Annotated in this window: 19 protein-coding genes and 1 tRNA gene; 6 read left to right on the forward strand and 14 right to left on the reverse strand. The window is 31.2% G+C overall.

What is annotated here, in order from left to right; genetic code table 11:
* Window positions 1-215 precede the first annotated feature (215 nt).
* From LNP81_RS05445 to LNP81_RS05465, 5 genes are all read right to left on the reverse strand, one after another.
* Window positions 216-1,064, reverse strand: coding sequence for a class I SAM-dependent methyltransferase (locus tag LNP81_RS05445; protein ID WP_230034023.1), 849 nt, complete (start codon window positions 1,062-1,064; stop codon window positions 216-218).
* Between the two features lie 89 nt (window positions 1,065-1,153).
* Window positions 1,154-1,618: a hypothetical protein gene (locus LNP81_RS05450; RefSeq protein ID WP_230034025.1), complete on the reverse strand. Its 465-nt coding sequence runs from the start codon at window positions 1,616-1,618 to the stop codon at window positions 1,154-1,156.
* A 339-nt stretch (window positions 1,619-1,957) separates the two neighbouring features.
* Entirely contained in the window at window positions 1,958-3,829 is a 1,872-nt protein-coding gene (mnmG, locus tag LNP81_RS05455) for a tRNA uridine-5-carboxymethylaminomethyl(34) synthesis enzyme MnmG (RefSeq protein WP_230034027.1), read from the reverse strand.
* 553 nt (window positions 3,830-4,382) lie between these two features.
* A complete protein-coding gene (gene ybeY, locus LNP81_RS05460; RefSeq protein WP_230034035.1) occupies window positions 4,383-4,802 on the reverse strand; it encodes an rRNA maturation RNase YbeY in 420 nt (139 codons plus the stop codon).
* The gene (locus LNP81_RS05465) at window positions 4,799-8,194 is read right to left on the reverse strand and encodes a collagen-like domain-containing protein (protein WP_230034037.1); all 3,396 of its coding nucleotides are present in this window, start codon (window positions 8,192-8,194) and stop codon (window positions 4,799-4,801) included. Before LNP81_RS05465 ends, ybeY begins: the two co-directional genes overlap by 4 nt.
* Window positions 8,195-8,408: 214 nt before the next feature.
* On the opposite strand from LNP81_RS05465, the gene gltX reads away from it, so the two are divergent.
* Entirely contained in the window at window positions 8,409-9,914 is a 1,506-nt protein-coding gene (gene gltX / locus LNP81_RS05470; protein ID WP_230034039.1) for a glutamate--tRNA ligase, read from the forward strand.
* A 189-nt stretch (window positions 9,915-10,103) separates the two neighbouring features.
* Window positions 10,104-11,090: an SPFH domain-containing protein gene (locus LNP81_RS05475; protein ID WP_230034041.1), complete on the forward strand. Its 987-nt coding sequence runs from the start codon at window positions 10,104-10,106 to the stop codon at window positions 11,088-11,090.
* 19 nt (window positions 11,091-11,109) lie between these two features.
* On the opposite strand, the gene LNP81_RS05480 is transcribed toward LNP81_RS05475, so the two are convergent.
* From LNP81_RS05480 to LNP81_RS05500, 5 genes are all read right to left on the reverse strand, one after another.
* Window positions 11,110-11,364 (reverse strand): DUF6327 family protein, encoded by a 255-nt coding sequence (locus LNP81_RS05480; protein ID WP_121317973.1) that lies wholly within the window; start codon window positions 11,362-11,364, stop codon window positions 11,110-11,112.
* A gap of 2 nt (window positions 11,365-11,366) precedes the next feature.
* Window positions 11,367-11,717 (reverse strand): competence protein, encoded by a 351-nt coding sequence (locus LNP81_RS05485; RefSeq protein ID WP_230034043.1) that lies wholly within the window; start codon window positions 11,715-11,717, stop codon window positions 11,367-11,369.
* A gap of 126 nt (window positions 11,718-11,843) precedes the next feature.
* Window positions 11,844-12,170, reverse strand: coding sequence for a YtxH domain-containing protein (locus LNP81_RS05490; RefSeq protein WP_173973362.1), 327 nt, complete (start codon window positions 12,168-12,170; stop codon window positions 11,844-11,846).
* 91 nt (window positions 12,171-12,261) lie between these two features.
* A complete protein-coding gene (locus tag LNP81_RS05495) occupies window positions 12,262-12,741 on the reverse strand; it encodes a hypothetical protein (RefSeq protein ID WP_230034045.1) in 480 nt (159 codons plus the stop codon).
* 1,225 nt (window positions 12,742-13,966) lie between these two features.
* Complete coding sequence (locus LNP81_RS05500) at window positions 13,967-16,084, reverse strand: glutamine--tRNA ligase/YqeY domain fusion protein (RefSeq protein ID WP_230034047.1); 2,118 nt, start codon at window positions 16,082-16,084, stop codon at window positions 13,967-13,969.
* Window positions 16,085-16,191: 107 nt separating this feature from the next.
* On the opposite strand from LNP81_RS05500, the gene folB reads away from it, so the two are divergent.
* The 3 genes from folB (at window position 16,192) to LNP81_RS05515 (ending at window position 17,707) form a co-directional block, all read left to right on the forward strand.
* Window positions 16,192-16,551 (forward strand): dihydroneopterin aldolase, encoded by a 360-nt coding sequence (gene folB, locus LNP81_RS05505; protein ID WP_230034049.1) that lies wholly within the window; start codon window positions 16,192-16,194, stop codon window positions 16,549-16,551.
* 93 nt (window positions 16,552-16,644) lie between these two features.
* Window positions 16,645-16,715, forward strand: a tRNA-Cys gene (locus LNP81_RS05510).
* 455 nt (window positions 16,716-17,170) lie between these two features.
* Complete coding sequence (locus LNP81_RS05515; protein ID WP_230034051.1) at window positions 17,171-17,707, forward strand: hypothetical protein; 537 nt, start codon at window positions 17,171-17,173, stop codon at window positions 17,705-17,707.
* Between the two features lie 61 nt (window positions 17,708-17,768).
* Here LNP81_RS05515 and LNP81_RS05520 read toward each other — a convergent pair whose 3' ends face one another.
* The 3 genes from LNP81_RS05520 to rnr are packed head-to-tail and all read right to left on the reverse strand — an operon-like array spanning window position 17,769 to window position 21,334.
* Window positions 17,769-18,446, reverse strand: coding sequence for a LysE family translocator (locus LNP81_RS05520; protein WP_230034053.1), 678 nt, complete (start codon window positions 18,444-18,446; stop codon window positions 17,769-17,771).
* 14 nt (window positions 18,447-18,460) lie between these two features.
* A complete protein-coding gene (locus LNP81_RS05525; protein WP_230034056.1) occupies window positions 18,461-19,129 on the reverse strand; it encodes a head GIN domain-containing protein in 669 nt (222 codons plus the stop codon).
* Between the two features lie 24 nt (window positions 19,130-19,153).
* Window positions 19,154-21,334 carry a ribonuclease R gene (rnr, locus tag LNP81_RS05530; protein ID WP_131421900.1) on the reverse strand — a complete coding sequence of 727 codons (2,181 nt, stop codon included), beginning with the start codon at window positions 21,332-21,334 and terminating at the stop codon, window positions 19,154-19,156.
* A gap of 199 nt (window positions 21,335-21,533) precedes the next feature.
* Between rnr and LNP81_RS05535 the strand changes: the two genes are divergently transcribed.
* Window positions 21,534-21,767: a DUF2007 domain-containing protein gene (locus LNP81_RS05535; protein ID WP_072957625.1), complete on the forward strand. Its 234-nt coding sequence runs from the start codon at window positions 21,534-21,536 to the stop codon at window positions 21,765-21,767.
* 630 nt (window positions 21,768-22,397) lie between these two features.
* On the opposite strand, the gene LNP81_RS05540 is transcribed toward LNP81_RS05535, so the two are convergent.
* A complete protein-coding gene (locus LNP81_RS05540) occupies window positions 22,398-23,000 on the reverse strand; it encodes a hypothetical protein (RefSeq protein WP_230034058.1) in 603 nt (200 codons plus the stop codon).
* Window positions 23,001-23,170: the final 170 nt, after the last annotated feature.

Below are 23,170 nucleotides of genomic sequence, written 5' to 3' on the forward strand. Positions count from 1 at the left end.
ATTTCAAAATTTAAAATCAGAAAAATTCAGCCTTAAAATTTCAAAAAACGCACGTTTTTTATGGTATTGTTTTTATTTATGGAAGCTTCCTAAAGCATAAAAAACCACTATCAAAAGTGGCTTTCATAGCTTTTATTAGAAAGATGATCTCAAAAAAGACATAATTAGTCCTCACTCACACAAAGAAAACGCCAGAAATGCGCTTAAATTGCGTTTTACTTATTTTTTAAGACATAAATGTGCGATGAATACTCTTTTGTACTCCCCGCTTTCAAATTTGATTTTAAACCAACAAAAAAAGCACTGATGTAATTCATTTTTCCGGTTTTGTATTTTTCAGATAATAAACTCACATAAAAAGAATCAAATTTCATCGGAAGTACTTTTTCTAATTTCATGTCTACTTTTTCAAAAAGTGACTGAATCGCTTTTTTGGAGAAATGCCAAAAGTGAATTGGCACATCATAAGCTGCCCAAAAAGTTTTATAATGTTGCGCGTCGTAAGATTTAAAATTTGGAACCGCAACAATTAATGTTCCAGTTGGTTTTAATAAACGCTTCAATTCCTGAATTTGGAATTCTAAATTAGGAACGTGTTCTAAAACGTGCCACATTGTAATTACGTCAAATGAATTATTTTGAAGTGCTCCAATTTCGTTCACGAAAGAAATCCCTTTTTGTATCGCAATATTTTTTGCTCTTTCGCTTGGCTCTACTCCAACAGTTTCCCAACCATCATTTTTTGCTGTCAACAAAAAATCTCCGGTTCCTGCACCAATATCTAAAATTCTTCCTTTTTGAGATTGTTCGCCATTGATTAAATTCAATTTATTTTTTAAAGCGATATTTTTCACAAAGTGATATGCTTTTTCAAATAGCGAACGTTTGTTATCCGTGTGCGAAATATAATCTTCACTTTCATAATATTTTCCAAGATTATCTGAATCTGGTTGTGGAGATGTTATTAGCATATCTAAAGTTTCATCATGATACAATTCGAAAATTTCTTTAGATACAGAATGGTCTTTTACAGTAAGAAAATGTTTTTTGTTTAAAACGTCCATTTTTTAAATTATAGGTATTTGGTTGAATTACATAGCAAACCCTAAAAGCTGAATTTCGGCTTTTAGGGTTTTATTTTTATATTATTTTATTAGCGTTTCCAATTTATTTTTACGCCTGACATTTTTTCGTTTTCAATTCTAATCTCTTTACAAATCGTAAAACCGTTCTTGATATAAAACGGCATTGGAGATTTGTACAATGTTGCATTTTGTTTTACTTCATTTTCATGATCAATAACCCAACCATTCAAACTTGAATTATTCTTTTTTATTTCATTCATCAAAAGCGAACCGTTTCCTTTGCCATGTATTTCACTATTTAAAATTATAGCAAACCAATTTTCGTCTTCCCTTAAAAAAGTAAAAGTCCAACCATTAATTTTATCTGAATCATCAAATAACAAATAATGTTTGGTTTCTGAAAGTCCGTTCAAATATAATTCGAAATCATCGATCGTTTTTAAATTCAATTTTGCCGGATATTCATTATTCCAAAGTTGCATTAAGGAATCTTTTTGTTCCAAAGACAAAACTTGCGTTTCAATAATTTTCATAGAATGAACTTTAAAATTTGGTTATTTTGTCATTCTGAGGAACGAAGAATCTCCGCAAGTAATTCCGTAATCAAAAGAATAAACTTTGTCGATCTTGCAACGGAGATTCCTCGTTCATCGGAATGACAAACTATATCATTTCTTTATATAAACAAACCAATATAGCTTTCTATTTAAAATTCGTTTCACGTGGAACAATTCTAATCTTCAATTTCAGATTATTTCAAAACCGAAAAACATATAAATCAGAAATAGTTTCACGTGGAACAATTGAACAAATAATCTTAGCAAACATCATCCAGCATTCACTGAAAACTGTTTACTGAGACTGAATACTTCTTACCTTCCCATATAAATCAACAAAACCGAAATATCACTTGGTGATACTCCGCTTATTCTTGAAGCTTGAGAAATGGTTACAGGACGAATCTTGCTCAATTTCTGTTTTGCTTCAATCGACATTGATTTAATTTTATTGTAATCGAAATTCTCCGGAATTTTCACTTCTTCTAAACGAGTTAGTTTATCAGCGTTGTTTCTTTCCTTTTCGATATAACCAGAATATTTAACCTGGATTTCGGCTTGTTCCAAAATTTCCTGATCAACATCATTTGCTTCAATATATTCCTTTACTTTCTCGAACTTCATCATATCCTCTAAATCGATTTGCGGACGAGAGAAAACTTTAAACATTTTATCACCTTGTGTTATTGGAGCTGTTTCTTTTGATTCTAAAATCGGATTTGTCTCCGCAACTGAAACACTTGTCTCTTTAAAGAAAGCAACCATCTTTTCAGATTCGTTTAATTTCTTTTCCATTCTGCGCAAACGAGCTTCAGAAGCCAAACCAATTTCGTGCGACATTGGTGTTAATCTGAAATCGGCATTATCTTGACGCAACAATGTTCTATACTCTGCTCTTGATGTAAACATACGATATGGCTCTTCCGTTCCTTTCGTAATCAAGTCATCAATCAGAACTCCGATATAAGCTTCGTCACGTTTTAAAATCAATGGCGCTTTTTCATGCACTTTTAAATGCGCATTTATTCCAGCCATCAATCCTTGCGAAGCTGCTTCTTCATATCCTGTTGTTCCGTTTATTTGTCCGGCAAAATATAAACCTTCAACCAACTTAGTTTCCAAAGTATGTTTCAATTGTGTTGGCGGGAAATAATCATACTCGATAGCATAACCCGGACGGAAGAATTTCACATTCTCAAATCCAACAACAGAACGCAATGCTTTAAATTGAATATCTTCTGGTAACGAAGTTGAAAATCCGTTTACATAAACCTCACAAGTATTCCAGCCTTCCGGCTCCACAAATAATTGGTGACGCTCTTTATCAGCAAAACGATTTATCTTATCTTCTATCGAAGGGCAATATCTTGGACCAAGACTTTTGATTCTTCCGTTGAACATTGGCGAACGATCAAAACCTTCTCTCAAAATATCATGAACATCCAGCGACGTGTATGTCATGTGACAAGATCTTTGATGCGTTAGCGGAACGGTTAAATCCGAATAAGAAAACTTATCCGGTTTTGCATCTCCCTTTTCTTCGTTCATTTTCGAATAATCCAAAGAACGTCCATCAACTCTTGGTGGCGTTCCTGTTTTCATTCTTCCTGACTCAAATCCAACTTTTACCAAATCTTCGGTAATTCCGGTTGCAGCACTTTCTCCTGCTCTTCCTCCTCCAAATTGTTTTTCACCAATATGAATCAAACCATTCAGAAAAGTTCCGTTTGTCAACACAACCGACTTAGAACGAATTTCAACTCCCAACGAAGTTTTGATTCCTTTTATTTTTCCATCCTCGATAATCAAACCTTTTACCATCTCTTGGTAGAAATCCAAATTTGGAGTTCCCTCCAACATCATCCTCCACTCTTCGGCAAAACGCATTCGATCACTTTGAACCCTCGGCGACCACATTGCAGGCCCTTTCGATTTGTTCAACATCTTGAATTGAATTGCCGTGCGATCGGAAACAATTCCTGAGTATCCACCAAGCGCATCAATTTCACGCACAATTTGTCCTTTTGCAATTCCTCCCATCGCTGGGTTGCAAGACATCTGTGCAATGTTCTGCAAACTCATTGTAACCAATAAAGTTTTGGAGCCTAAATTTGCGGCCGCTGCCGCGGCTTCAGATCCGGCATGACCTGCACCAACTACAATAACATCGTATTCTTCTAAAAACATTTTGTTTTATTATTCTCTGGAAACCGTTTAAGGCAGTTCTCAGAATTAACTTCTTCACTCCTTTTGTTCCACGTGGAACGGCGCTAACGCACAAAATTTAAATCTTTCAGATTCAAATCACAACTAAAAAATCTCAAATTCTGATCTCACACGTAATAACATGTTCCACGTGGAACTTTGCACTTCGCGAAATAAGAATCAAAATTTCAAACACTCATCTAAAAAACAATATCTGTTCCACGTGGAACAGATTAAAAAAATACATTCGACCCAAAAATTTCAAACAAAATTCAAAACTAAAAAATCGATTTATCATGTTCCACGTGAAACACTTTTGTGTCTTTTTCTAAAATTTTTTTTCACGTGGAACTTTTTAAAAAGACAAAACTCGAAACGTTCAACGTGAAACATCTTAATTAAAACTCTTGAAATTTCAAATAAAGGATTCAAATATTAAACTGTTCCACGTGAAACAACTTATTTGTTTTTACCTAAAAACTTATTTATGTTTCACGTGGAACAAGAATTAATATAAAATTAAATAGATGATTGATTACTGTTCCACGTGAAACATCGCAATTTTCTCATCTTCTTTAGAACGCATAAGTTCTGCGTCAGCATCACTTTTATCTTTATACCCACAGTAATGTAATATACCGTGAGCAAGAACACGTTTCAATTCTTCTTCAAAAGAAACATTAAAATCCTTTGCGTTGTCTTCTACTCTTTCAACAGAAACAAAAATATCTCCGTTTAGTTCATTACCAACTGTGTAATCAAAACTGATAATATCTGTTAGTGTATCGTGATTTAGATATTCTACATTTATCTTATGAAGATATTCATCATCACAAAAAATGTAATTTATCTCTCCTTCGTTTTTACTTTCAGAAACGATTACAGCACTTAACCAATCTGCAAAGGCTTGTTCGTTATCTAAAGTAAATTCGGTTTCGTAATTAAAATTGATCATTTTGTATTAAAATATTCTTGAACCTTTTGATTAAAATTCGAGCGCAAAGGTAGTGATTGTCTGTTTAATATCTCTACACTGTTTAAATAATCCAATAGTGAACTTGGTAATGCATTTGTTCTATTAGAAAATTCAGTCTTATTAGTTTCAGATTGGCGCTTTGTATCTTGTCCTTGTTGTTGAACTGCATTGTTTAATTTTAATAATTCTTGTTGAATATTAAGTATACGTTGCAAGTTCTCATTTTTAAAACCTTTATTTAAAAGTTGCTTTTCTGAAGCTTTCATTTGATCAATTACAGATTTACCCTGAGAATCTAAACCTTGTTTTGCTAATTCTTTTTGTAATGCTTCACGAAGTTTTACTTGCTCTTTATATATTTCCATGATTGCTTCAGCATCTCCTTCTCCATCATTTCCGTCTTTACCTTCATTACCTTTTCCTCCACTTTTATTTCCCTGACCATCCTTACCTTCTCCATTTTTGCCTTGACCATCTTTACCTTGTCCCTGCTTTCCTTCTCCGGATTTTCCTTGTTGACCTTCTCCCGGTTTGTCCCCAGGTTTGTTACCAGGCTTATCTCCAGGTTTCATTCCAGCTTTCATCTTATCAGCCAAGCCTTTTTGTTTTTGAATAATATCTGGCAATTGCATTCCTTGTCCGTCACCTGGTTTTGGTTTTCCAGCTCCCGGTTTCGACATAGACATCTGCATATTATTTAATAAATCACTTAAAAAATCAGCTAATTTATTCGCAGAAGAAACTGCATATTGTTGGTGCGAAACTCCTTTTGGAACCTGAACATCACTTAAAGTTTCAATAGCTTTATCTATATTGTATTGTACATTTCCAATTTCTTTCGTTACATCTTCAGCTACTTTTGGATTACGTAATGACAATGCAAACAAACTATCATCGACATGTTTGAACTGTTGTTTCAAGTTTTGCTGTACTTTAATGTTCTTTGTAAAAGCCGAAGAACCTAATTTCATAGATTTAAATTGTTTCATAACATCTTCCTGAGACAATGAATAAGCAAGAAGATTATCCAAAACCTGACGAAGCATTGCAACATCTTCTTCAAGTTGTTCTTGTTCTCCGCCCTCCATACTTGAATCCATCTGCTCGGCCATACTCTTCATTTTCTTGGCTGCACTTTTTTGTTTTGGCTTAGCCGAAGAAGAATTCTTTTTACTCAATTCTTCAGAAGCTTTCTTCAAATCATCCTTCACATCTTTCTCTTTTGAAGCATCAGCAGGAATATCCAAAGGCGCTTTTAATGTTTTATTTTCTTCTTTCAGATCTTTTAAACCTTCCTGAATTTTATCAAAAGCTTTATTAATATCGTCTTGCTTCTCTTGTGTGTTTTCTTTTTCTTTATTCGAAAGTTGCTCTTGTTGGTCTGCAAGTTTTTTTAATTTATCTGCAACTTGTTCTGCTTTTTTAGAAACATAAAAACGTTTGGTTAGTTCAACCAATTGCTCCAGATTACGAGATTGGTTCTTGCTGATTTGTTTGAATTTTTCCATCTTATCAAACAAATCTTCACTGTTTAATTTGTCATTTAAGTTCTTCAATTCATCCATCAACTTTTGATTCTTTTCTAAATCTTTCTCTGCATTTTCTAAACGCTTTTGCAAATCATCAGCCGTTTTATCTTTCTTTTCAGATTGAAATTTATCCAGATTCTTGTTCATTTTCTCTGCAAACTGTTTCATCATTTCGTCTTGTTGTTTCTGACGTTTGATAAAATCATTTACTTTTTGCTGATCTTTAAACTCTAAATTATCTTTCTCTTTTCCTGCTTTCTGAATCTTATCCATTTCAGAAAATTGCTTGGTTTGATTCTTTAAAGAATTTTCTAAACTATTGATATTTTCATTTTGTTGTTGTAATTCCATATCGTGAACTTCGTCTGTAGTCGAAACACGATCAGAAAAAACAGAAGACTTTGTACTCTTGAAACCATGCGGTGCATCGTTATCAAAAACCTCAAAATAGTATTCGTAAGATACTCCTTCCTGCACGGCAAGATTACTTGGAAAGTTAAAAACAAACTGATCAAATACTCCAGACTTAACAGGTATTGTTCCACGCTTGGCAGTGTTTGGTTTGTTACGTTCGTAATACACAACCTGAAGTTTATACAATCCGTAGTCATCACCTAACCTACCCAAAACATAATTTTTATCCAGCTTTAAACTGTCCGGTGCAGGACTAACTGTGATCGTTGGATGCTGATCTTTGATCACCGATAGCTGATAATCGAGTTTTTCGTAGTTTTTGACCTTATTATTTGATGTAAGAATTTGATATTCTGTATTTTGACTGATATTTTTAGCCAATTTAAACTCATTTTCGGCTTTATTGAACTTGAAAGTCGCATTATCATCTTTCCAAACAATTTCCTGAGTCGATTGCGTGTTCATTTTCCAGGTTACCAAAGTTCCTTCTGGTACAATTGCATTACCTGTTCCCTGAATTGTTTCCGATTTTTTCTTTAGATAAGATGGAAAATTCAGTACCATTTCGAAGTTGGCAATTGATGGAACCGTGATTACTTTCAACTCATATTCCTCTGAAGAAACTGAATTTCCTTCAAAAGAAAATTCAACATTAGATACCGGTTTCTCAATCTTGAATTCAAACTTTCCGGGTTGAGACGATTCCATAAAATAACTTTCGTTTCCAATATGAATCATTACATTTTCCGGAACTACTTTTCCAACAGATTCCATCTTGATCACGAAATCTTTGTTTTGCTCAGTCTGCAAATTCTTATTTAGCACCACAAATTTGAATGGAGCCGGAGGTAAAAATGTAGCATTAAAATGCACTACTCTATTTAAACTTTGAGAAATTATATTGCTATTTCCAGAAATATAAAACACCGCAAAAAGCAAAATTGGGATAATTGCTAATGGCAAATATTTTTTATTTGTTTTAAAATTGATAGCGTTCCCAAACGGAATTGGCTGCAATGAATTTGCTTTTTGTTCTATCGAAGCCAACATCAACTCTGAACTTTCTGTCGAATTCTCAGACGCTGACAATTGTAAAAAGTTAGTCAGCTTATCACTTACTTCTGTAAAATGATTTCCAATAATCGTTGAAGCCTGATTATAATCGATTCCTTTTTGAAGTTTGAACAACTTAAAAATTGGGAACAAAATAAAACGAAACAATAGAAAAACTTCTACTCCTATAAATACCCAGAATAATAATGTTCTTCCTAATGGTTTTAACCAAAGAAAATACTCGATAAAAAGCGTAAACAGAAAGTACAATAATCCAAATCCAATAAAAAGAAGTGCTCCTCTTATCAATTCATTGGTATAATATTTCTTTATAAAAGCTTCTAACTTTTGGTATATAGCAGATGTTGTTTTCAAAGTGAATCTGTTTTATTTATAACCCATAAAAGTAGTAATTTTAATAATACCATTTAAGATTCTAAGTTACTAAGGCACTAAGGTTCTAAGATTGAAAAAACTGAAATCAATAATCTAAATTCCAAATTCCAACTTCACCACTATCTTGGAATTTGGAATTTAAAAAAAACTGGAATTTATCTAAAGTTGTATCTTTGCATCAAAATTTAAACAAATGTCAAAGCAAGTTCGTGTGCGTTTTGCACCAAGTCCAACAGGACCTTTACATATTGGCGGCGTTCGTACTGCCCTATTTAATTATTTATTTGCCAAAAAAAACAATGGTGTTTTTTATTTAAGAATTGAAGATACAGATCAAACCCGTTTTGTTCCCGGTGCCGAAGCTTATATTATGGAAGCACTGGAATGGTTAGGAATTTCTCCTGAAGAAACTGTTGGGAAAAATGAAAAATTTGGTCCGTACAGACAAAGTGATCGTAAAGATTTATACCAAACTTATGCTGATCAACTGATCAATTCAGGTTGGGCATATTATGCTTTTGATACTCCGGAAGCTCTTGATACTTTAAGAAAAGAACAAGAAGCTGAAGGAAAAACATTTATTTACAATCATACGATCCGTGAAAAGCTGGATACATCTTTAGTAATTTCTGCAGATGAAGTTGCTAAAAGAATTGCAAATGGAGAACATTATGTAATCCGTTTTAAAACTCCGGTTGATGAAACTTTACACTTAAAAGATATTATTCGTGGTGATGTAAAATTTGAAACGAGTTTACTTGATGACAAAGTATTGTTTAAAAGTGACGGAATGCCAACGTACCATTTAGCGAATATTGTTGATGACCATTCGATGGAAACTTCACATGTAATTCGTGGTGAAGAATGGTTGCCATCGATGCCGCTTCACGTTTTATTGTACAGAGCTTTTGGTTGGGATGCTCCGGAATTTGCACATTTACCTTTGATTTTGAAACCGGTTGGAAACGGAAAATTATCAAAAAGAGATGGTGATAAATTAGGATTTCCTGTGTTCCCATTAGAATGGAAAACCGAAGAAGGTATTTCATCAGGTTACAGAGAGAAAGGATTTTTCCCGGAAGCAGTTATAAATTTCCTTGCCTTATTAGGTTGGAATGATGGAACTGATAAAGAATTATTTTCATTAGAAGAATTGGTTGAGTCTTTCGACTTGAACAGAGTTCATAAATCTGGGGCTAAATTTGATCCGGAGAAAAACAAATGGTTCAATCATCAATATCTAATCAAACAAAATAATGAAGACTTAGCGAAAAGCTTCACTCCTATTTTGGTAGAAAAAGGCGTTGATGTTTCTAAATATGACGTTACAAGAATTGTTTCTTTGATTAAAGAAAGAGCACATTTTGTTTCTGAATTTTGGGATTTGACTGATTTCTTTTTCCAGGCGCCAACATCGTATGATGAAAAAGCAAGTAAAAACTGGAATTCAGCAACACCGGCTTTAATGCAGGAATTGATTTCGACTCTTGAATATATTGATGGATTTGATTCGGCAAACATCGAAGCAATTGTAAAAGACTGGTTGACTAAAAACGAAATTGGAATGGGTAAAGTAATGCAGCCTTTCCGTCTAAGTTTGGTTGGAGCTCTTAAAGGCCCTCACCTATTTGACATTGTTGAAATCATCGGAAAAGAAGAAACTATTGCGAGAATTCAGAAAGCAATTGCAACTTTATAATTTTTTTTACCATTAAGAAATTAAGAAAAATTAAGTCAGGCTTTATGAACTTAATATCTTAATGGTAAAATAATCTAAGCGCTAAGAACATTATTAAAATGTACTTAGCGTTTTTTTTACGCTAAAAAAAATTGAATTTGGCAGATTATTCGTAATTTACCAGATCATAAAAACTAAATCAATATCATCATGAATCCAGCACTTATTATCTTTTTAGTCCTTGCTTTCTTTATTTTCATGTCTTCTTTTTTTACCGTAAAGCAACAATCTTCTGTTGTAATCGAAAGATTTGGTAAATTTTTAAGCGTGAGAAATTCGGGTTTACAACTTAAAATTCCAATAGTCGACAGAATTGCAGGACGTGTAAATCTTAAAATTCAACAGTTAGATGTTATCATCGAAACCAAAACCAAAGACAACGTTTTTATCAAAATGAAAGTTTCGGTTCAGTTTAAAGTTATTCAGGAAAAAGTATATGATGCTTTTTATAAACTTGAATATCCACACGATCAAATTACCGCTTATGTATTTGATGTCGTTCGTGCCGAAGTTCCAAAACTAAAACTGGATGATGTTTTTGAAAGAAAAGATGATATCGCCATTGCAGTAAAAAGAGAATTGAATGAAGCCATGACTACTTACGGATATGATATTATCAATACTTTGGTAACAGATATTGATCCGGACATTCAGGTTAAGAATGCCATGAACAGAATTAATGCTGCCGACAGAGAGAAAACCGCTGCTGAATTTGAAGCTGAAAGTTCAAGAATCAGAATCGTTGCAAAAGCAAAAGCTGAAGCAGAAAGTAAACGTTTACAAGGTCAAGGTATTGCAGATCAGCGTCGTGAAATTGCAAGAGGTCTTGTAGAAAGTGTTGAAGTTTTGAACAGCGTTGGTATCAATTCTCAGGAAGCTTCTGCCCTAATTGTTGTAACTCAACATTATGATACTTTGCAAGCAATTGGTGCTGATGCCAATTCGAACTTAATCTTGTTGCCAAACTCACCACAAGCCGGAAGTGATATGCTAAACAATATGGTTGCATCATTCTCAGCATCAAATCAGGTTGGTGAAATGATGAAGAAAAACAACAAGAAAATAGAGAAGAAACCAAAACCAATTCAACCTCAATCTGGTTATGAAGATGATATCTTACCAGAAACAGAACAATAACATAAAACAAAAAAGAGGCTTAATTGCCTCTTTTTTTATTGATAAACCAATTGATAATATAGGGTAAAATTGATTGCAAAATCTGTGGGTATGATCTGGTGAAATATTCTTTGTAAGAAGAAAAAACTCCGCCAACTATACTTTGTGGTGTAATAGATTCCTTTGTTCTTTGAAAACTTAAAACCAATTTCTGGTAATTAATCTCTTTCTCCAGTTTCAAAATTTCAAGATCTCTTTCGATTTCTGCGTATGATGAGTATTTTTTATTTTCCATAATTAGTCATTAAAAAAGATTTCTGAAAATTTCTCTAATATCGGACCTTCAACAACTTTATCTTTCAGGAAGAAAAGTAAAATTGTAAAGATTAAATAGATCCCTCCTACTGCCAAGAAACCAAGTGCGTTACTTTCGAACAAATCTCCAAAAGCATATGCTGCAGCAAAAGATCCAAAAATCATTACCATACTAAAACACAATAAAATCAAAGTAAACTTTAAAATTAAAGTTGTTGATTTCATGGCTACTTTAAAACCCCAAAGTTTATAATAAGCTAAATGACTTTCCATATAAACTTTAGCCTGATCCTGAATATTCTCGGTGTTTTCTTTTAATTCTTCAAATGCCATAATTGTAATTTTAATTAAAAAAAGAAGCACAAAACTCATGACTTAATAACTGCACTCGATTATTCTAAAATTAAAATAACCAAAACAATCATCAAAATCACATTGAGCTTTGTGCTTCCTGGATTATTATTTTTGAAGCTTAGCGTTTTGCGCTTTTAAGTCAGCTAATTTAGATTCCAAAAAACCAATTACCTCTTCAGTTTTATAACTCATATTCGAAAGTAACTCTCCATAAGTTCCGTCTAAATTTTCTTTTGCTTTTGTAAATTTTTCACGTAGCACTTCAGAACTTGCCGAAAGTGAATCTTGCAAATTATGTTTTGCATCATCTAAACCTTCTTTAAGTTTAGCACGGGTTTTTGATCCTTTATCCGGAGCAAATAAAATTCCGATTGCTGCTCCTACCGCAGCACCAGCTAAAATTGCTGCAACTGTATTTACGTTTTTTGACATAATATTAAAATTTAAATGAATAATAAAGGTACTCTTTTTTTGAGTTATAAAATATTGGTTAATTGTAATTTAATAAAAATTAACACTAAATTTAATACACATAAGCTACAGCTTCATACTTACCATCTGCCTTTTCAACAATACTCACAAACGGATATCCGTTTGAAGCAGATTGTGTCTTGATTCTCATAGCAGTCTGGTTTTTATTTGCAATTGGCGGTTCTCCTTTTGTCTTTGTCGAGACTCCTGAAAAATTAGCCACTTGTTTTAAACCTATTGTCTTGTCCTGAGATAAAACCGTTACGAATTTATAATCTGATTTTGAATCTACTATTACTTTATCAGAAACTTTCTGAGTTTGATTAGATTGTTTATTGGTAATTTTTGAAACTGCATATTTGCTAATTTTATGTTCTTCGGCACTTCCGTTCAGGGAATAATAAACCAAATCATTTTCGGCTTTTATAAAATTAACATCCAGTTCTTCACCATTGTGTTTTGTAATTTGGTGTGTTTGAGAAATTGCAATATTTGCAAATAAAATCGATAGCGTAAAAAATAGAATTTTCATAATATTAAAATTTAAGGATTAAAATTGTTTCTGTCAAAACGAAAGACAAAATTTAAAATAAGCCGTTAAAATTAATTTCATGAAATTTTCAAATTATGAACTACCCTCTGAAAAATACTTTTACGCTAGAAGTATTATCAAAATACAATCACAATTACAATCGACCATAAAACCAATCTTTAGAATTCAGATTTAGAATTAACCCTAAAACCAAAAATTATGCATTTTTAAATTTTAGAAAAATTCAGATTCGATTCTTAAGTGATATTAAAAATTTTACACTTTAGATTTGACCTTTGGATAAAAATACCAACTTTATAAACAATTGTATGTTAACAACCCGTTAAACTAAGAAAATAGAGCTCAAAAACTTAAATAAAGCTTAAAAAACGACAATAATTCAAAAGATGATTAATGACATGGAAGAAATTAAAAAATAGCTTAAAATCAATTTATGAAGGCTGTTTTTAATTAGATACATCTATTAAAAATAGATTTTATATAGTTTTAATGAATAATAATTAAAAAACATTAATAAATCAAATACAATCAATTTTAACGATTCTATAAAAACAGAATAATTTTAAAAATTGCTCGATGAAAATAAAATTTGAAATTGATAACAGAATAATCATGACATTGATCTTGACCAACAATTTTAGATTAAAAAGCCGTAAAATAGCAGAAATGAAATCGAAAATTAAAATAAGGATCACTGTTAAATGATTTTTTACAAGATGATTAATGAGCTAAAAGAATTAAAAAACTAGCTTAAAATTAATTTATGAAAGCCATTTTTAATCATTAAAAACTATATAAATTTCAAAAACAATAACTATAATATATTATAGTAAAAAACTTAAAAAATACAAATTATTATAATAAAAATTGATTTTATAAATCTAGTAGAAGAAAATTAACAAATAAAATTTTAAAAGATATGAGATGGGACTAAATTATAATCAATCTACAACTTTATAAACAATTAGATGTTAACAACCCGAAAAACTAGGTAAAACTAGCTCTAAAATTAAAATAAGAGCTTATATTTAATCATTTTTCAAAAGATGATTAATGAGGTGGAAGAATTAAATAATTCGCTTAAAATCAATTTATGGAAGCTGTTTTTAATCTACTAAAACTATTATTTATCAATTTTAAATAGAAAATCTAAATAATAAAAAAAGCGCTTATAAAAAGCGCTTTTCAATAGATTATAATGATATTATATCTTCACCATTTCCTTAAGAATTTCAATTTCTCTCTCGGATGCATTTTTTGGAGGATTTGAAAAAGATTTCAAAATTTCGTCTTGAAACTGATTTCTTAAACTTGAATCTTCAATATCTCTTAAATTCAAAAGTGCTTTAGATCGAACATAAGTTGACTCACTTCTTAAAGACATTGTATATAATTTTTTAATATCATCTTCTTCAAAATCCTTAGATTTCAAAATTGAATATTTCAAAATAAACTGAGCAAACAACAATGAACCTTTATTATTGTTGATGTTTTTCTTTAATGAATTTTGCAATAAAGAGAAACTTGAAACATTTTTGATGCTCTCCCCTATTGCGCTTTCGATTGCAATACGTTCTGGTTTAGTCTCAACTTTAAAATATTTGTTTATATCTTTTAAAGAATTATTGATGCTGTTTTCTTCTTTTTTACCTTTTTCTTCCCAGGCATCTTTCAATCCAACAGTCTTGTTAAATACTAATTTTGAAGCAGTTGAATCTTTATCAACAGTAAAATAACCCAAACGTTGAAACTGAAATTTATCTTCATTTTGAGCTGTTGATAAACTTGGTTCAACAAATCCTGTGATAATTTCCAATGATTTTGGATTCACAAAATCTAAGAAGTTTTTGTCTTTATAACTGTCCGGAGCTTCATCTGTAAACAAACGATCGTACATACGAACTTCTGCTTCAACGGCATGCGAAATAGAAACCCAATGTAAAGTTCCGGATACTTTTCTTTGGCTTGCTTCTGTCCCACTTCCGCTCAAAGAATCAGTATCATAAGTTACATGAATCTCTGTAATATTGCCTTCTGAATCTTTTATAACACTTTCACCTTTAATGATATAAGCGTTTTTAAGACGTACTTCTTTTCCTAAAGTCAAACGGAAAAACTTCGCGGGAGCTTCTTCAAGAAAGTCTTCTCTTTCGATGTATAATTCACGAGAAAAAGGTACTTTTCTAAAACCTGCATTCTCATCTTCCTGATTATTTTCGGCTTCAAGCCACTCCTCTTTTCCTTCAGGATAATTTGTAATCACCAATTTTACAGGATCTAAAACAGCCATTACACGAGGTGCAATTTTGTTTAAATCTTCACGAATACAAAACTCTAAAACCGATACATTGATCAAATTATCACGTTTTGCAATTCCGGTTGTATTGGCAAAATTACGTAAGGAAGCAGCCGTATAACCACGTCTTCTTAATCCTGAAATAGTAGACATTCTTGGATCATCCCAACCGTTAACATGCTTTTCCTTAACAAGTTGCTGTAATTTTCTTTTACTAACAACGGTATGTGATAAGTTACGTCTTGCAAATTCTCTTTGCTTTGGACGAATTTGATTTTCATCAATAATCTGGTCTAAAAACCAATCGTATAATTCGCGGTGAGGCAAAAATTCGAGTGTACAAAATGAGTGTGAAATACCTTCTAAATAATCACTTTGTCCGTGTGCCCAATCGTACATTGGATATATTTTCCAGGCATCTCCGGTTCTGTGATGATCTTTATGTAAAATCCTGTACATGATAGGATCACGCATCAGCATATTAGTAGATTTCATGTCTATTTTTGCACGAAGAATATGAGTTCCAGCCTCAAATTCACCATTTTTCATTCTTTCGAATAAACCTAAATTTTCTTCAACAGAACGATTTCTGTACGGACTATCTGTTCCAATTGTAGACGGAGTTCCTTTTTGAATCGCCATATCTTCAGAAGACTGACTATCAACATATGCTTTATCTTTTTTAATTAATAAAACAGCCCAATCATATAATTGTTGAAAATAATCTGAAGCATAACGTTCTTCTGCCCAGGTATATCCTAGCCATTCAACATCTTTTTTAATGGCGTCAACAAACTCTTGTTCTTCTTTCTCTGGATTAGTATCATCAAAACGTAAATTTACAGGAGATTGATAATCAATTCCTAAACCAAAATTTAATGCAATAGAACTTGCATGACCAATATGTAAATAACCATTTGGTTCTGGTGGAAAACGAAAATGAAGTTTACTTTGCGAAAGACCTGATTTAAGATCTTCTTCTATGATTTGTTCAATAAAATTGAGTGATTTCTCTTCTGATGCCATTATTTTATAGTAATTTTAGCAAAGATAAAAAAAAGGTTTCAGGTTTCAGGTTTAAAGTTATTTAAGTGGCGGAAAACCTGAAACTTTAAACTTGAAACAACAAGAAAATGGGAGTTATAAAATTAAAAAACATCCGTACTTTTTCGTACCACGGATGCATGATTGAAGAAGGAAAAATTGGATCTGACTACACTGTCGATCTAAAAATTAAAACTAATTTACAGAAATCAGCCGACACAGATCATCTTGCCGACACTGTTGATTATGTACATTTGAACAAAATTGTTACCGAAGAAATGGCCATTCGTTCGCATTTATTAGAGCATGTAGCCAAAAGAATCAATATTCGAGTACTTGCTGAAATAGAAACTGCAAAAAAAACTACAGTTTGGGTTTCTAAAATAAATCCCCCTATTGGTGGTGATGTTGAATCAGTTACTATAAAAATGACGGAAATTAGAAAGTAATTCTTTCAAGAAAAAAAGTAATTTTTTAAAATACTTCATTTTAAACTTTTGAAATTTAAAGATTTTAGTTACTTTTGCCATCCGTTCAACTACGGCGTCGTGGCCGAGCGGCTAGGCTGGGCTCTGCAAAAGCTCCTACTCCGGTTCGAATCCGGACGATGCCTCTAAAACCTTCAAAGCAATTTGAAGGTTTTTTTATGTTTAATTTTTAGAAAAAATTAGATAAAGATTTACGTTCGAATCCGGACGATGCCTCTAAAACCTTCAAAGCAATTTGAAGGTTTTTTTATGTTTAATTTTTAGAAAAAATTAGATAAAGATTTATGTTCGAATCCGGACGATACCTCAAAACCTTCAAAGCAATTTGAAGGTTTTTTTTATGTTTAATTTTTAGCAAAAATTAGATAAAGATTTACGTTCGAATCCAGACTATACCTCAAAACCTTCAAAGCAATTTGAAGTTTTTTTTATGCTTAATTTTTAGAAAAAAATAGATAAAGATTTACGTTCGAATCCAGACGATGACTCTAAAACCTCTAAATTACTTTAGAGTTTTTTTTTATGCTTAACTTTTAAATAAAAGTATTCCGTATTTTTATTAGATTTACAATAAAAATTTATGAGAAAATTATTATTTATACTTTTGATTTCAAGTTTTGCATCTGCGCAAAATTTTGCTAAAGATACCTTGCTAAGTGCAAACCAACCTGCAAGTATTTTAAAAATAGGGAAAACAAAAATTTATATTGTTCAAAATAAGGATAAACAAACACCCTATGTACTACAAAAAGATGGTAGTTTTATTTCTAAAGGTGTTCCTTATGTTACAATTGCTATTGATAAAAAATACTCAGGAGATACTAATGAACTAATAAAATACCTTTTTTTAGATGAGAAAGATGTAAAGGGACAAATTCATAAGGAAATTATTGAATCTGGAGAAACAAATATTTTTATAAGCACCATTAAGCTTACAACAGAAAAGAGATTAGGACTAAATGTTACATATCCGCTTTCTGATCGTTTTATAAATATGAATCTATGGGTTAATTATCTTGACGACAAAGACGCAGATGAAAAATATGAAGCTATTACAGACATTATTAAAAATGGATTTATAGTTTTAGAAAACTATTATCAAAATCGAAAAATATAAAAAACATAAAAAAACCTCTGAAATTCAGAGGTTTAATTTTATATTTTTGAGTTATTAACAACTACTTATCAATCTTCTCAAAAGCATTTCGAACCATTTCTTTTTCTTTTGGAAACCAACCCTGAGTTATTAACACCAATCCGAAAACCATTAAAACAATACTAATAGCTTTTTTAATTTTTAGAATATTGGTTGGAGTCATTTTTGATTTTAATTGCTTGGCTAATAATATTTTAAGACAATCAACTGCCAAATAAGTGATAATTACCGAAGTAAAAAAAGTAAACATTCGTGAGTTTTGCATTTCTAATTTTGGTCCTACAGAAATGATTACTGCCAACCAGAAACCTAATACACCAATGTTGATAACGTTGAGTAAAAAGCCTTTTACAAACAAACTACCGTAGTTTCTTTTGATGATATCACGATCGATTTCTTCATCATCAATTTTTTCTTCATTTTTTAATCTTATGAAAGAGATTATGCCGTAAGCCAGCATAATGATTCCGCCAAAAATAAAGAGTGCCGGTTTATCTTTTAAACTCTGAATCAATCTGTAACTTCCTAAGTACGCAATTCCTATAAAAAAAATATCACCTAATACTACACCAAGATCAAAAACTATAGCAGCTCTAAATCCTTTTGTAATACTGGTTTCCAGTAGTATAAAAAATACTGGACCTACCATAAAACTTAAAAAAAGTCCCCATGGCAGTCCAGCCAAAATATCATTTATCATTCAAATACGATTTCTTATTTTACTTCTTCTATTTTACCTCCAAAAACCGTTTTTTGATTAATTTGTTTCGGTTTTCCATAAATGTAAATAGAGCCTCCTGCGCTTACTTTTGCGTCGACAAGGGTTGATGCATTAACATCTGCTTTTCCGCCCGCAGAAACGCTTACTTTAGTCTGAGACGTGGCTAATTTACTTCCAAGGAAATATCCCCCAGCTCCTAAGCTTGCATCAAGGTTGGCTGCTTTACCAGTTGCGGTGATTTCTCCTCCGGAAACTGAACTTACTTTAAGTTTATCAACATCCAAATCTACATTAATTTTAGCGCCTTCTTGTGCACTTACTTTAAACGAAGTCGCTTTTATTGTTCCGTCACTTGTTACAGCTGCACCTTCATTAGCATCAATCAATTCTATATGTTTATAATACAGCGTTACCTGAAGATCATTTCCTGATAAAAGCTTTGGAAAAGGCATTCTTAATTTTAATATTCCGTTTTTGTTTACAGCTTCCAATTCTGCTTCTCTCGTTCCTTTTATAACAACTTTATTTTCAGATGACTGAACTAATTTTACACTTAATTTATCGTAAACTTTTACAGTATCGAATTCACCTAATTCTTTGGTAACCTGACCAAAAGACATTTGAACAAATAAAATTGCCGCTCCTATAATTAACTTTTTCATACTTTTATTTTTTTAATTAAACCTCTATTCTGCTCTTCTTAAAAAATGAAAATCCAGTTGTTTTTTAACCAGATCGGCATTTTTAACTTTTACATATATTTCATCTCCAAGTTGTAAAATACTATTTGAAGTTGCTCCTACCAAAGCATATTGCTTTTCATCGAAAGTATAATAATCATCTTTTATTTCTCTGATTCTTACCATTCCTTCGCATTTGTTAGACACAATTTCAACATAAATTCCCCATTCAGTAACACCGGAAATAACTCCAAGAAATTCTTCGTCCTGGTGATCCTGCATGTATTTAACCTGCATGTATTTGATACTATCACGTTCAGCATTTGTTGCTAAACTTTCCATATTCGAACAATGTAAACATTTCGTTTCGTAAACTTCTTCGTCTACAGATGCTCCATTATCCAGATAATATTGCAGCAAACGATGTACCATAACGTCAGGATAACGACGAATTGGCGAAGTAAAATGGCTATAATAATCAAAAGCTAAACCATAGTGACCAATATTTTCTGTCGAATATTTGGCTTTACTCATACTTCTAATCGCAAGAGTATCAATCAAGTTTTGTTCTTTTTTACCGTTTACTTCTTCCATCAATGCATTCAAAGACTTCGAAATATCTCCTTTGTTACGGAAATCTATTTTATAACCAAATTTAGCAATTACGGTTTGCATCGCAATAAGCTTGTCTTCATTTGGTTCATCGTGAATCCTGTAAATAAATGTTTTCTTTTGTTTACCAATGTATTCAGCTACTTTTCTATTGGCCAAAAGCATGAATTCTTCAATCAGATGATTGGCATCTTTTGAAACTTTAAAATAAACTCCTTCAGGTTCTCCTTGCTCATCTAGGTTGAATTTTACTTCGACTTTATCAAAAGAAATAGCACCATTTTGCATTCTTTTCTTTCTTAAAATCTTAGCTAATTCATCTAATTTTAAAGTAGCTTCGGTAATTTCATCAGAAACAACATAAGATTCTCCAGTGATCGAAATATCAACAGGAATTGTATTGTCTTTTGTTTCAATGATATATTGTGCTTCTTCGTAAGCAAAACGCTGATCTGAATAAATTACTGTTCTTCCAAACCATTGGTTGATAACTTGTGCAGTTGGAGAAACTTCAAATATTGCTGAAAATGTATATTTCTCTTCATTCGGTCTCAAAGAACACGCAAAATTAGATAAAACTTCAGGAAGCATTGGCACTACTCTATCTACCAAATAAACCGATGTTGCTCTTTGATAAGCTTCATCATCCAGGATTGTTCCTTCTTCAAGATAATATGAAACATCAGCAATGTGAATACCAATTTCGAAATTTCCGTTTTCTAACTTTTTGAAAGACAAGGCATCATCAAAATCTTTTGCATCTTTCGGGTCAATCGTAAACGTAAGCGTATCACGCATATCACGACGTTTTGCAATTTCAGATTCCTGAATGGATGTGTCAATTTTTTGTGCATAAACCTCTACTTCTACCGGAAAATCTGATGGTAAACCATATTCAGCCAAAATAGCGTGAATCTCAGTATTGTGTTCTCCCGGTTTTCCTAAAACTCTAATCACAGATCCAAACGGACTATCGGCTCTTTTTGGCCAGTCTTCAATCGTAACCAAAACAACATCACCGTTTTCTGCTTCTCCAATTTTATCTTTTGGAATAAAAATATCGGTATACATTTTTGGGTTTGCAGTAGATACAAAGGCAAAATTGGCCTGAATATCAATAACTCCAACAAACTCTGTTTTATTTCTTTCTACAACTTCAATTACTTCACCTTCAGGTCTTTTACCTTTTCTTCGGTTATAAACATAAACTTTTACTTTGTCTTTGTCTAAAGCACGATTCAAATTATTTGTTGGGATAAAAACATCTTCACTAAAATCAGGACAAACAAAATAAGCAGTTTTTCTACTGGTCATGTCTATAGTTCCTTCGTAATAATCCTGACTCTCTGCTTTTACTAAATATTTACCAGGTTCAGATTCTATAATTTTTTTTGAAGCGGCCAGAATTTTTAAATCTTTTATAATCTGGTTTCTGCTTTTTGTATCATCAAGTTCGAGCTTTGCTCCTATCTGTTTGTAATTAAATGCTTTATTAGGACTTTGCGATAAAATTTTTATTATTTTACTAGAGAAATCTTTCTCATTTTTTATCGGCTTTCTAATTTTCTTACTCATATATCTTTTCTTAAAAAGTTAAAATTACAAATAAGATATCAGATTATAGATTTTAACAAATAAATTATTAAAAATATAACTTTCAAAGGGAGATCTTATATTGATTTTTAAAGGTCATTTGTAACTCGTATATTCAAAATTATGGCGAACGACAAATTTTTAGTAATGCTCATTTCGTATATTTACAAAAAGACCCTTTATGGAAAGCTTTAAAACCATTGCCATATTCAATTATCAGCACGAAACAATCGTTCTAAAGCACTTATTAGAGCAAGAACAGATTCCGTATTACTTTGAGAACGAAATGACCTTATCTGTCGTCCCAATGTACACCACAGCGTTGGGCGGAATCAAACTGAAAGTTCATCCCAACGATTTCGACGAAGTTCAGCAAATTCTTGACAATCTTAATAACCCACTTAAAATTGTTTAAACTCATCTAATTTTTCAATTTCAGATTTTTTTTTCTTTCAAAATTTTCAAAGTTGTCAACATATATTAAATACAACAAAAAGAAAAATTTAAATTAAATTAATTTTTGTTTGTTATTATAGCTTGTTAATATGTGCTATAAATTTATTTTTAAAAGCATTGAAATGAAGTTTCTCTTAGTTATCTTGAGTTATCAACATACTTATATTTTGTTAAAGGATTCATTTATAAGACTTTTTGTATTTTAATTAACAACGGTTGACAACCTAAAATAGATTCATTTTGTAGATAAGTTCACATGTTGATATTTGTTGAAAATGGCATTTTTGATATTGATAACTTTTCTAAAAATTCATCAAACTTTATTAGGTTATTTCATTGCAGTTTTGGATTAGGTTTTTTTTCGACACAACCAAAAAAAACTTCTAATTTTCTATCCGAACTTATTAACAAATAATGTTAATTTAAAGTTATCTGAATATCAATGAATTAGGTTTTGCTATTAACATTATAAAAAATTAACAAAATACATGAATATTATTTATTGATTATGAGATACTTACATAGTTGTTAATAATGTTGATAAGTGTTAAGTTTCTGATATTATGTAAGTTCTTATTGAGTTTGTTTTTTATTCGATTCTATTTAAATTTTGAGGAATTTCATTTTGCTTATACTCTCCTAGTTTTCGGTAAAATTTTCCATTAGGTTTTAGAATAATGTAATTTCCACAATCAAAGTGATATTTAAAAAGAGTCTTTCTTATTAAATCATTTTTATCCTGGTAAACCTGTTTGTCTTTATATTTATAATCTTTCTGGGTGATAAAAAACTGATTTATAGTATTATTTTTGTCTAAGAATTTTTTATAGGTTTTATCATTAACATAATAGTCAATACAGCTTCCGTTTGGTTCCGGATTATCTTTGTAAAAAAAATTAATGATTATAGTTTTTGAAGTATCAATTTTTTTAGCCGTTAGTTTTTCCAGTTCGGTTTGAATTTTTACTTTTTCAGATGGCGATAAAACACCAAAATCATCTTTTCTTAAAAATCTTCCTATATAAGCAGTATCAACCTGATAAGTAATTATTTCTAATTTTTTATCCTTTAATTTATTATTGAATTGGTCTTGCGTGATTGATTGATCATTTTCATCAAATAGAAACTGCGGTTTAGAATTCTCTTGTGAAAAACAATTTAAACTAAATAAAATAAAGATGATATATTTCATTTTTAATATTTTTAAAATAGGGTTATACTTATTATATGTTTTTGAAAATCAAAATATTATATTTTTTAAAAATAGTAAAAAAAGATTTAGACATTCTAAATTATTTTACTTTCATTACTTTTAATTTTAAGTAAAAAATAAACAAATCTATAGTAAAGTATATATCATAT

This window comes from Flavobacterium piscisymbiosum, from assembly GCF_020905295.1.
GTDB lineage: Bacteria > Bacteroidota > Bacteroidia > Flavobacteriales > Flavobacteriaceae > Flavobacterium > Flavobacterium piscisymbiosum.